The following is a 10914-nucleotide window of genomic DNA, read 5'->3' as shown; positions in this document are numbered from 1 at the left end:
GGAGAGCACAGCGATTGGAACAACGGTCCGTTCGCGGAGCGTCCTCTCAAAGCGCCCACGTATATCCTACTAGAACAAGGGCTGACCCAAGCAGCCATTTCATGGCTTTTGGGACAGCCCCCATTGATATCAAAATACTTTTGTCCTCTAATGAAGTGCTCTATCCATGTTTAGTACTCTACTCAGGTTAGTATGTAAATTTTTTTGTACTTCTCAGGTCCATACCCAATAATACAATGACTTAGTAATTTCAATGCCTTAACATCATCAACAATAATCGATGTTGCTCTATAAAACCAAATTTATTAAATAATCAATATCTCGTGCCATAACGCACTTGCGCTGGGGCTTCTTCTACGGAATGTGATTAGTAATGCTCTTTACCACATGCAATTTTAACATATACAAGGTCTCTCAAATCATCCTAAATTAGTCTGTTCTTCGTTTCAAATACAAAGTACAGTAATTCAGCCTCTTCATTCTCAACAAGCACCGCTCTATTCCTTTATCGCATAACTCGAATAGAAGTATAAATTAATAGTTCATCGTTAATCTATCCCACAATAATGACATATGTTCTAAAATACCCTCCTCATCCGAATTCGCTTTGAGTTTTATTAATTCTTCAATGTCATCATCAACAAAAAATAAAATATAATTACCTGATTGAGCAAGCACATCTTTACATCTATTCATCAATTTTTTAGAACTCTCGACTTTTCTGAAAGTTAAAATCCCAAATTTCCCAACATTAACTCCAAATCTGCCCAGTAGCTGATCCACTTCGGGATTAGCTGGGTCAGAGTTATAATTTTTACACTCTATAATTATTCTAGGACAAAAAACTTTGTGAATTTCTCTTAAAAAATAAAAAAATCCACTTTTTGCATGGTTATCGAAAATTATATCCACTCTCTTTCTGCCATCATTTATTTCTACCTCAGTTCTACCCCTCTTTAAACTGTCAGAAAAAATATAGTTTAAACAGCAGAAAATCAGTTTATGGTACTCATCAGAAGATTCACTGCCTGCTTGTATTTTTTTTAGTTGATATAAAAGATTATCAGATTCAGTAAGCAAGTTTTGAAGTGGTTCTATTAGTTCGGGTACAGCTGGTAAATTCGGTATACTCCGCAAGTCCTGTTTTTCTATACACTTTACAGAATCTATGGGCAAGTTAGTATTTTTCATCAAGGATTTTCTTTTTTCCACTTTTATTTCGTTTGACTCTTTCTGATTTCTACTAAACATCTGTTCATCTTGCTTAATAATATTCATCAATTCAGTTGCCAGTAAAAATGCTAACTGTGGAGGAAATGAGTTGCCGATTTGCTTGAATTTTGATTTAAGACTCCCTTCAAACAAAAAATCCTTCGGAAAACTTTGTAATGCAGCCACCTCTTCCCACGAAAGCGCAACGTACCCTTCTGATCGGTCTGTTAAATCACTAAAAAAAAGTGTGGTCTTTGCATTAATAGAGGGAGATAAGCCCTCTAAATTGATTTCTCTATATCCGTTCCAGCGTTTTAAAATAAATTTTTTTTCGATTTTCATAATCTATGTGGTCTAAATTCTTAATAACGTCTTTAACAGTAACGTTTTCAGGATGCTTTAAAGGGAACTCAAAACTCACATTAAGTTGTTTTTTTATTCCAACTATGATAAGTCTTTCTTTGTTCTGTGCAATACCATAGTCTTTTGTATTCAAAATCTCGTAAGAAATTTGATAATTTATAGAATTAAGCCTAGCTAAATAATCATTAAACATATGCTCTTTAAGAAAAGTCTTGTGTCCTTCAATTAGAAACGCTATAGGTTTATTATTCTGGACTATTTCAAAAATTCTATCCTTATACTGCAATATTCCTTTATCAGCAAATATACTTTTATAGCTATATCCACCTGACAATGAAAAAGTCGTCGCTGGTAATGATGCAATAATTAAATCTGACTTGGGGATTAAGTCAATATCAACATGAAAAACATCTCCATTTACAACTTCGTTCAAAAAATTCTTGTTATGGGACAAACAACTATCTTTATCTATATCAATTCCCCAAATCATCTCAAAACCAGCTCTTTCAAAGCCTAAATCAAGTCCTCCTGCTCCACAACATAGTGAGATAACTGTAGGTTGCATAAACCCTTACTCCCTTTATTAAAATATGATTAACTTCCAATACAATTTATTATAGCTTATAAAGAGTCTTTAGCAGAAATTAGAATTCTTTCATGTATTGAATTGTGTTACCATCCGAGAATAAAAGTAGTGGTAAGCATCTTTAATTCTCTCTCTTTAATCCTATTTTCACGGTAATTCCGAATTTGATACCCTGTAGGCAGACTTCGAAGTGCTGTAGGACTTAGAGCAGTACACATCATAAACAAGTTCTTATCCAGTATTCCACCCGCCAAAGCACTCACCTCCATTCTGAATTACTTACCTCACAATGTATCACGCCTCAGCTCTTAAAAACACTGCAGAAACGAATGCGTTAACCTCATCTTCTTGGCCATGCTCAAAATCCACTTCTCCCCAACTCTTCTATTTATTAAGGTAAGAACATTCAATACCATATCATATTGCTCTCTAAGCTCTCCTCAATAGGAATAGTTAGAAACTGATTAGCCACCACGATAAAATTTGATTTGCTTAATACAGCCTGCGCGACATTAGCTCTTTGGCATGCTCTGTACTTTTTCTGCTTGGTCCATTACGATTAGGCGTTCCTCCAGTACTAGTCCCTTGGCAGCTTGTCTGACCGCTTCACTCTCTCGTCATGGCTGATTGGAACCCGGAGTTCTGGATCATTCTTGATTTCCAGCTCATTTAGATACCATCTGATGGCGTTCGTCTTGTCGCTCATATTGAGTACGTTCTTTTTATCTACCGAGATATAACAAATCCCTGATTTATCAGGCAGATAACTGTAGCCGGGCGCTCGTTATTCTACCCTTCCATGTAACGCAGGACTGAGAAAGCCCTCCAGTTGTTGCTTCAATTTGCTCCAGGACATGTAATCCCACTCCATAACAAAACAGAGGAAAGGCTGGTTGGCTCAGGGTTTACCCCCTCTCCATTCATCCGATCCTCAATCTTTTTAAATCAATGATATAACTCTCCATCGCCCTCAATTGGGCCTTATCCTGAAATTACCGCCGAACTTTGGATAGCCAACCGCCTTTGCAAGTACGCCTTCAGATGAGGGTCCACACAGTAGATATAGCACCCCTTCGTTCCCCGGGTCATTAACGTCCTGTAGGTGTTTCGTATAATTTGATCGGCCATTCGGAGCGCCTCGTCCTTATCTTTCTTATACAAGGTCTTGAAGCCTGAAAGAGACTTATCCGTCTTCGCACGTTTAAACGGGTCGGTAATGATACGGTTATTTTCAAAACGCATATCTTCGCCAATGATAACTCCGACATAGTCAAATTCAAGTCCCTGTGAGGTATGTATGCAGCCCACTTGTTCGATGGATTCAGGGTCGATCGCCCAGGTCGTCGTATTGTTAAGGTTCCAGCTCATGAAGAATTGATAGCGATCTAATTGAATATCATGAACGCTAGGATTGTTCTTTCCATCCGTCTTCCAATCCCAGCAGTATCCGGCAAGCATTCTTGCCTTATTATTTATCTGATTTTTGCTGAAGATTTCGTCTCGTAATTCATTCGGATCATCATAGAGTCGAATTTCATAATCGAAATCGAAACCATCTGCGTTTGCCGTTTCACGGATATCGAGTACATCATCGAGCCATGCCAGATATCCATCGGATCCATTGCACCTGAATTGAGAAGCCAATGTCAGCTCCGTGATATCAGCATCCATTTGTTCGGCATACTTTCTAATCTGCTCTTTGCTGCCAACATCGTGCATCGCGATCTTCTGATATTCATCGATAAAAAATATAGAAAACCGGGCAGCGCGGATAATCTCCATGGTTTGATTAATTCCTTTATTTTTGAACAAACCCGACTTTTCATTTAAGCGATGCGCCTCGTCAACAATCAAGCAACCGAATTCATCGGGCAATGCTTCATAGTAAACGCCTGATCCCTTAAACAAGTTATCAATGACTGATCTCTTCACGTTTTGCTGCAGCTTTTTCATATATACGGCACGAGGCGCGCTATTCTTGGTTACATATTGGCAGACTAGTTCTCGTGCCGTAAGCTCTACCAAAAGATTAATTCCGAGAACCGACTTACCTGTCCCTGGTCCGCCTTCGACAATCAAGACTTGTTTCTTTCCCGACTGGGCTTGCTGCGCCAATCTTAACGCTTCCTCATATACTACCTTCTGATCGTCAATCATGATGAATTCTTGATTCCCCTGCAGCATGCTGACGAGTGAATCCTGCAGCGATTTAGAGGGTTTAATTTTGCCATGTTCAATGAGGTAAAGCGATTTGCTTCTATCGGTTTTTTTAATGAAGGTCGAAATAAACCCTCTTAACTTTAGAGCATCTCCCTTCGAGAAGATAGGAGCTTCGTCGATGTATTGATTGTAGACAGGATGCAATAGAGGGTCGTTATCGGTCTGTACGTAGTTATGTAAATAAGCACAAGGATAGAGCTGGACCGCTTCGTTCTGCACGGTCTCGTTATATTCACTAATCAGTTGAGCATAAGACCATGCCTGAAAAGAAGGATGCGGCGTTCTCGTCTTCGTTCGGTTAAAGTAGGTTTTAACAAGGCCATCCGCATCCTCAACCGTTTCAACTTCTGACCATTGCTTAAGCTCAATGATGACGACGGAATATTGATCCTTTTCGTTCAAGCCTGTAATCATGAAGTCGACTCTTCTCGAGGTCGCTGGAATTTTATATTCAATCGCGATTCCTACGTCATCTGGAATGGTCGATGTGTTTAATACTTTATAAAGATAGTTCATGGAATTGTTCCATGCGTTGATTTCGCCCATGGAAACCCTGCCGACTTTTTGGACGTACTGGTTATGAATCTTTACCGCAATGCTGTCTTCGGTCACATCATTCATAAATTGCTGCTTGGTCGATTCATAAATAATCATGGTGCTTCTCCCCTATTCGTTCAATGCCGCGTACTTTTTTGCGAACTTCCCTTGAAACGGGATACCGGATATTTCTCCGCATTTTTGTTTATTTTCTGAAGGATGGCATCCTTTACGTCGATTTTTAAATCATGAACGAGCGTTAGCGTGTAGATGAGAATGTCAGCAATTTCGTCCTGCATGTCAGAATAATTTTGCTCTATGGCTTGCTGGCTGTTCTTCCATTGAAAGAGTTCCAACAGTTCGCTCGACTCTAACGAGATCGAAAGAGCCAGATCTTTGGGATCGTGGAATTTCTTCCAGTCCCTTTCGTCGCGGAATTGGATAATTTTCTCGATTAGTTCGTCCATTTGTACCCCCGTCTGTCATGTTGTTCAAATTCAATCTCTAACACTTGCTCTACATAAAATAATGATAGCCCAATCCTCAATGTAAATCCACGAAATTCCTACAAATTAAACAAAAAAAGACTCCTGTTAATCAGAAGTCCTTATTAAATCATACAGCTAATTATGGATTTGAACCCTACAACGCACCCCCGCCGCAGTTCACCACATCGGATGCTTCAACACTATCTTCTCAGCCATGCTCAAAACCCGCTTCTCATCAACTCTTCTGTCCACCAAAGCCAGAATATTCAATACAATAGTACGTTCTTTTTATATAAGCCATACAACTATTCAGCTCCTCCATCATGAATATTTCTCATACTTACAACCCCTTTGCCTCACGGAGTTGGTCTAGCCGTTCTTTTACCGAGTCTTCAGACTCGACTACTGATAAATGAGAGACCGCGTGAACCAGCTCCTCCCCCCAGGATGAAACGTCCCAGCTCTCCAAGGTCTTGATCGCCATGTTCCGGTTGGAGGTCACTGGACTGTTCAGGGCAGTGAAGATCAACTCTGTCCCTATCCCCTCGAACCGGTCCAAGCTCTGCAAGATAGCGCCCAGCTTCCTGTGTGCTGCATATTCTTCGCCGAATCCCAATTCATTTCCGGGGCCAGTGGCGATCTGCTGCAAGGGAAGGTGTTCGATGGCGAATTGAACGAACCTATGAATTCGGTCTGGATCATTCGATTTCATGAGCTGATAGTAATAGAAATCCTGTAGCGGGTTAGCTGCAAGCTGATTGAAGAGAGTGTCCCAAATATCAATGCCAAGTTTTTCGGCACAAGCTACGCCATAGTAACGGTCCGGCGAATCACCGCTGCTAACAGCATCCATAACGATGCTCATCCACTTGATGTTGGCCATAATCGATTGGCAAGCATCGCTGATATCGCTTCTTAACTGCTCGCTCCAGCCTGCAGACATCCGAACGTCCCACTTCTCCTCATCCTCAGCCAGGAAATCGTAAATGCTGAATATAGCTGATAGATGCTTTGCAGTTGCCCCTATCTTCCCAGTGAGCCTCACGTAATCAAATAACACCTGTGGAGCATGCTCATAATCATCCATGTCCTCAGCAGGCCCGCCATTCAATAGCGCTTCAATGATATCGGCTGCCCCATCCAATAATGCGCTATCTACCCGGTCAGCCGAAAGTGCCTCCCGCAAGCCACCATTTCTAGCACAAATACAGGCTAAATATTCGTTCATGACGTTGTTGTGGCATCCTTGCCGCAGCAGCCAATCTTTTATCTCCTGACTAGCAGGGTCAAGTCTCTCGACGATATGTATTTTCCCCCAGCCATGAACCTGTTGAGCCAATTCAAATAGAACTTGATTGCTGTCTTCCATTCCATTATGAATCGCAACCACGGCATATAGCGTAAATTCCTCATGTCTCCCCAACGTTAGAAGCAAATCCTTAACTTGCTCGTTCTGAAAAAGGCCCAGTAAGGCAATCCCGAATTTGACGGCATTTCGGTGCGCCGCATTCTCCGCTAACCATTTCGCTTCATGGAATACGGAGTCCGGCTGTATCCCGGGCTGCTTGCGTACCTCATCCAGAACGACATCCATCATTCCGCCTATATCTATCTTCACAAGCTTAGCATATAGGGCCTTTCTTGTTGAATTCTTAGGCTTTCTGGATTGCTTCGCCAGCAGGTGAACCAGCTCTCGTACCTCATCCGTCATCTTAGCAGCTCCGGCATGATGTCCGAATGCTCCATCCATACCGCCCGCTACCCATCTGATTTTATCACCGGACCAGAATTCTTCGTCATCCGGCAGCGATCCGTCCACGGATTCCCCTTGTCCCTGAATATGGGAGTAAATGGAGGCTCTGCTCTCCCAAAGTGGCCGTTTAGCTCTATCGAAGAAAATAACCATCGTTCACAACACCTCTTCCTATAATTCCTTCAATAACAATCGGAACAACTCGATGATTTTTTAAGCGGCTGCATTATTGTATCAGCTTCTGTATCTATATTTGCTTATTTTGGGAGTAATGAACATGGCGAAAGTATTACAACTGGGCATATATTTTTCACATTTTATCCAATTCCCTCTAGCGCAGGACTGAGAACCCCCTCCAGTTGTTGCTTCAATTTGCTCCAGGACATGTAATTCCACCTTCCATAACAAAACAGAGGACAGGCTTGTTGGCTCCGGGTTTGCCCCTTCTCCATTCATCCGATCCTCACTCTTTTAGCGTCTATTCTATTTTCTACACGGATTTCTACAAACTCAGCAACTTAATCCCCAAGTCCCTCGGCCCCATCAGGCTCCTTATTTCCAAATTCATCGAGCAACGCACGCACTTCACTCGTAGACTTTGTATTCATTACGTTATTTCTTAATTCACTTGCCCCGCGAAATCCGCGGACATAGATTTTGAAGAATCGTTGAAGCGGGCTGAACAAACGACGTTCCAGTCCTGAATATTGATCATAGAGATCCAGATGCAACCACAGCAGATCAAGCAATTCCTCACTGCTGTGATCCTTCGGCTCCTGCTCAAAAGCAAACGGATTATGAAAAATACCGCGCCCAATCATAATCCCATCCACACCGTACTGCTCAGCGAACCTGAGGCAATTCTGGCGGTCAGGGATTTCCAGTTAATCGTCAGCAGGATATCTGGTGCCACCTCATCGCGAAGCTTTTTAATCTCGGGAATCAGTTCCCAGTGTGCATCTGCTTTGCTCATTTCCTCTCTTGTGCGCAGGTGAATGGACAGATTCACAATGTCTTGATTCAGGATATGGGTTAACCAGCCGCGCCTTTCGTCTACGCTGCTGAAACCGAGCCTTGTTTTGACACTGACAGGCAGTCCCCCGGCTTTGGCCGCCTGGATGATCTCCGCTGCGAGTTCGGGACGGCAGATCAGGCCGCTACCCTTCCCGTTCTCTGCTACATTAGCTACAGGACAACCCATATTAATATCGATACCTTTGAATCCTTCTTTGGCCATGTCGATGCTCAATTGACGGAAGTATTACGGTTTGTCTCCCCATGTTGATCCGCGGTCAAGCAACCCCTAAATTCTTGCTGCTTCATAATAGTCGATACCTCTTTTTCTCTCGACTATATCGTATCTACCATAAATTAACTATTTAAAATCTGATGCTGTACTAGTATATTGGTTCTCATTCATGGTGTTATACTGTACATTTAAACAGTAACTAACGCCGGGAGTTGCCAAATATAAATTCAGAGAAGCTTGTTCGTAGGGACCAGACTCCACTTTGAACCTTCCTTCACTGTCTAAGGTTACACTCAAGTCTTCTATCTGTTTAGGACTCTTCCCCCCTGTTTGCACACGCACCTTGAGAGTTTGACCAGCGAATTGGGTGAACTTTCCTTCAACCGTAAGCGTATGATCTTCGCGGAATTCCGAAAAGAACGATCGATCATTGAACGTATCGGGCTTAACGTACACTACCTTTGGCGGCAGCTCTGGCAACGTTGAATTCGGTGTTGCACTAATCGGCCGTCCCCGCAATTCAGTAAGCTTGGGCCGCAAATACTGAAGGATCTGCGCAGCCTCTGCACGGGTAATCCCTTTATCCCCCTGATAGCCTGACAATGACAGCTCCGTTACGCCCCGCACATAATCCTTCCCAAGCACGAACTTCACAGCATCATAGTTGTTGAAATTCAGCCCGTCTGCTGCAGCTATAATCTCAGCGATCTTCAGCCGAGTGATTTGACTATCCCTTGCGGACAGATTGGATAAACCATTAAGCGGGAAATTACGCTCCTTGGCGATAAGGTAAGCGGCATCTGCCCAATGCTTTATTTTGGCTTGCTGGTAAGCTTCAATATTAACTTTATATGCTTTTAGGAGCATGGTCCAGAATTCAGCTTCGCTTACCGTCGCATCGGGTTTAAAGAGACCTTTTCCCGCTTCAGTCATGATGCCTGCTTTAAGTGCCCATTCAATGGCTGGTAATGCCTTGTTCCCCGTAATATCCGTCAGCTTGCTTGGGTCGACAGCAGGGTAGACCTTTGATTTTAATTTTGGATATACTTTCACTTTGAACTGTGAAGATAGGGCACCTGAAGATGCTGTAATGGTGTAATCCCCTGTTTTAACACCCAGTATAACTCCGGTGGAAGATGTGCTTAGACCATTGATCTTGTTACTGGAATACTTGACCTCATCGCCTAACAGCACATCCGTTGTTCCATCATCATATTTGCCTTCCGTTTGAAGCTGCAATTGCCCGCCTTCATTAATCACGATTTCTTTATAAGTTGGAACCAGTTGTGTTAGTACATGCCCCTTTCCAGTGGTGAAAGACCATACTTTCGTCTGGGTATCCAAAGCGCCTTCTGCTTGATATTCCAGAGAGACGGTGTACTTGTGATTACCCTTTAATATGGACTTGGGATATATGAAAAGAGTATCATCGCCTTTAAATTCTTCATGATAAGGAATCTCTATTCCTTTCTCATCGGTAATCACCGCTTTATGCGAGATCATATCCTTATCTGTAGCCGCAGATATAATATACCCCGAGTAATCAACATCAAATTGTTTAAGTGGATTCGGCATTTCATTTCCATAGAACCCGACAGGTACGTCTGTCTGCTGATCGTAAGGGTACACGGAGATGCCTCCACCTACAGGCTGTGTCTTTCCAGGACCTCCGGCATCCAGGACGGCAGTTCCGAGAGCCAAGCCAATTCCAATCTCTGTATAGCGGGGGTCCAGTATAATGTCACGGTGATAGGCTGTATCGAGCCACCCTTGAATAGCTGCTTTACTGCTTTTTTGTTGGAAGTGCATAACCTCTCCCGTTGCATAACCCTGCGCTCCCGACACCCAACCCGCCGCCTTCATCCGTGCCATTACCGACTGGCCAGTATAGCCAGGATTTCCCGATATTTCGGAGTGAGCATTCAGGCCTGGAAGATCTGCTTGATTGGCATTATAAAATTCAGCATGTGAGATTGCCGCCTTAGTAATCGCTGCATTCAGTTGAACAGGCGGAATACCCGCTCGGGTTCTCACCTCGTTGAGGAATTGTAGACCTTCCAGTTGATCTGAGGTGTACCCGGTCCCTTCACTGGCTGCATCTGCTGCGACAATATTGCCCGTTGCACTAAATAACCCTGTACTTACAACTCCGAATAGCAGTACGAAGAGGACAGTATAATGTATGATGCGCATACGAGGACTGCGAACCGCCTGATTTCGTTTTTTTCTGACAAATAACATGATTATCCTCCTTTTTTCTGAATTTATATATTCGACGTTTTTCAATATTTTCCCTCTATATAAGCAGAGCTTAAAGTATTAGATAACGTACTCTGTGGAACGCGGAAGAAACGGATTATTGCACTGGGTATACCTTACCTTCATGGCCATGCCCTCCAGTCAGCTAACCAGGCTGCCGTTGATAAGCTGGTTTCCCTTTTTTCCAACAAAGCAAAAGCGAAAAAATAAAGACGCTACGGGATGATATGACTTGATTCAAAACCGA

Annotated in this window: 8 protein-coding genes and 3 pseudogenes; 1 reads left to right on the top strand and 10 read right to left on the bottom strand. The window is 42.7% G+C overall.

The genetic code is table 11. The features are described from left to right. The coding region (locus L1028_RS27995) for a hypothetical protein (protein ID WP_234541245.1) at nucleotides 1–191 on the top strand (191 nt) is incomplete at its 5' end. Between the two features lie 343 nt (nucleotides 192–534). Here L1028_RS27995 and L1028_RS27990 read toward each other — a convergent pair. From L1028_RS27990 to L1028_RS27950, 10 genes and pseudogenes are all read right to left on the bottom strand, one after another. After that, nucleotides 535–1554: a DNA cytosine methyltransferase gene (locus L1028_RS27990; RefSeq protein ID WP_234541244.1), complete on the bottom strand. Its 1020-nt coding sequence runs from the start codon at nucleotides 1552–1554 to the stop codon at nucleotides 535–537. Further along, entirely contained in the window at nucleotides 1508–2140 is a 633-nt protein-coding gene (locus L1028_RS27985) for a DNA cytosine methyltransferase (protein ID WP_234541243.1), read from the bottom strand. The genes L1028_RS27990 and L1028_RS27985 overlap by 47 nt, the downstream gene beginning before the upstream one ends. A 107-nt stretch (nucleotides 2141–2247) precedes the next feature. Further along, complete coding sequence (locus L1028_RS27980; protein WP_234541241.1) at nucleotides 2248–2430, bottom strand: hypothetical protein; 183 nt, start codon at nucleotides 2428–2430, stop codon at nucleotides 2248–2250. Between the two features lie 39 nt (nucleotides 2431–2469). Then, nucleotides 2470–3017: pseudogene (locus L1028_RS27975) on the bottom strand (SF0329 family protein). 125 nt (nucleotides 3018–3142) lie between these two features. Next, nucleotides 3143–5035: a DUF2075 domain-containing protein gene (locus tag L1028_RS27970; protein ID WP_234541240.1), complete on the bottom strand. Its 1893-nt coding sequence runs from the start codon at nucleotides 5033–5035 to the stop codon at nucleotides 3143–3145. 20 nt (nucleotides 5036–5055) lie between these two features. After that, entirely contained in the window at nucleotides 5056–5385 is a 330-nt protein-coding gene (locus L1028_RS27965; RefSeq protein ID WP_234541239.1) for a MazG-like family protein, read from the bottom strand. Between the two features lie 198 nt (nucleotides 5386–5583). Then, a pseudogene (locus L1028_RS31785) lies at nucleotides 5584–5682 on the bottom strand (SF0329 family protein); the annotation flags it as partial. A gap of 64 nt (nucleotides 5683–5746) precedes the next feature. Then, entirely contained in the window at nucleotides 5747–7312 is a 1566-nt protein-coding gene (locus L1028_RS27960; RefSeq protein ID WP_234541238.1) for a limonene hydroxylase, read from the bottom strand. 365 nt (nucleotides 7313–7677) lie between these two features. Then, nucleotides 7678–8438: pseudogene (locus tag L1028_RS27955) on the bottom strand (tRNA dihydrouridine synthase); the annotation flags it as partial. 96 nt (nucleotides 8439–8534) lie between these two features. Then, nucleotides 8535–10649, bottom strand: coding sequence for a CAP and S-layer homology domain-containing protein (locus tag L1028_RS27950; protein WP_234541237.1), 2115 nt, complete (start codon nucleotides 10647–10649; stop codon nucleotides 8535–8537). Between the last annotated feature and the right edge of the window lie 265 nt (nucleotides 10650–10914).

The sequence above is a fragment of the Paenibacillus pseudetheri genome (assembly GCF_924513355.1).
GTDB classification, from domain to species: domain Bacteria; phylum Bacillota; class Bacilli; order Paenibacillales; family Paenibacillaceae; genus Paenibacillus_AQ; species Paenibacillus_AQ pseudetheri.
Note: the sequence above shows the minus strand (reverse complement) of the source record. Positions and strands in the feature narration are given on the sequence as shown.

What these genes read in the sequence shown, in the direction of transcription:
- L1028_RS27980 (WP_234541241.1), bottom strand. Translation starts at nt 2,430, where the DNA reads ATGGAGGTGAGTGCTTTGGCGGGTGGAATACTGGATAAGAACTTGTTT.
- L1028_RS27965 (WP_234541239.1), bottom strand. Translation starts at nt 5,385, where the DNA reads ATGGACGAACTAATCGAGAAAATTATCCAATTCCGCGACGAAAGGGAC.
- L1028_RS27950 (WP_234541237.1), bottom strand. Translation starts at nt 10,649, where the DNA reads ATGTTATTTGTCAGAAAAAAACGAAATCAGGCGGTTCGCAGTCCTCGT.
- L1028_RS27990 (WP_234541244.1), bottom strand. Translation starts at nt 1,554, where the DNA reads ATGAAAATCGAAAAAAAATTTATTTTAAAACGCTGGAACGGATATAGA.
- L1028_RS27985 (WP_234541243.1), bottom strand. Translation starts at nt 2,140, where the DNA reads ATGCAACCTACAGTTATCTCACTATGTTGTGGAGCAGGAGGACTTGAT.
- L1028_RS27960 (WP_234541238.1), bottom strand. Translation starts at nt 7,312, where the DNA reads ATGGTTATTTTCTTCGATAGAGCTAAACGGCCACTTTGGGAGAGCAGA.
- L1028_RS27970 (WP_234541240.1), bottom strand. Translation starts at nt 5,035, where the DNA reads ATGATTATTTATGAATCGACCAAGCAGCAATTTATGAATGATGTGACC.